Genomic DNA, 258 nt, shown 5'->3' with positions numbered 1-258 from the left:
CCAGTTTCTCCAGGCGCAGGTGAATCGGGTTTTGTAACATGATGAATTCTCGAAGTCAGAAATTAGGCGCAGTGTACCTGAATCAGCCGTGATTTGCTTGCCAACGCACAAACGACGGACGACGGGACGCCACCGCATCGGCCCAGCGCGTCGGCTCGGGCAGACGGTAGCCTCGCATGCAGCGCTCAACCCACATTAAAGCGCTGTCCATGCCTACCCGGTGGCCGGTGCTAATAAACAGCGGGTTGCAGCGCACTT

General features: G+C 57.8%; 1 protein-coding gene. It reads right to left on the bottom strand.

Annotation, left to right across the window (positions count from 1 at the left end):
* Positions 1 to 82: 82 nt before the first annotated feature.
* A complete protein-coding gene (locus QP437_RS10770) occupies positions 83 to 256 on the bottom strand; it encodes an endonuclease V (RefSeq protein ID WP_369279331.1) in 174 nt (57 codons plus the stop codon).
* Between the last annotated feature and the right edge of the window lie 2 nt (positions 257 to 258).

This window comes from Haemophilus sp. UMB1048 (assembly GCF_030218125.1).
GTDB lineage: Bacteria > Pseudomonadota > Gammaproteobacteria > Enterobacterales > Pasteurellaceae > Haemophilus_D.
Note: the sequence above shows the minus strand (reverse complement) of the source record. Positions and strands in the feature narration are given on the sequence as shown.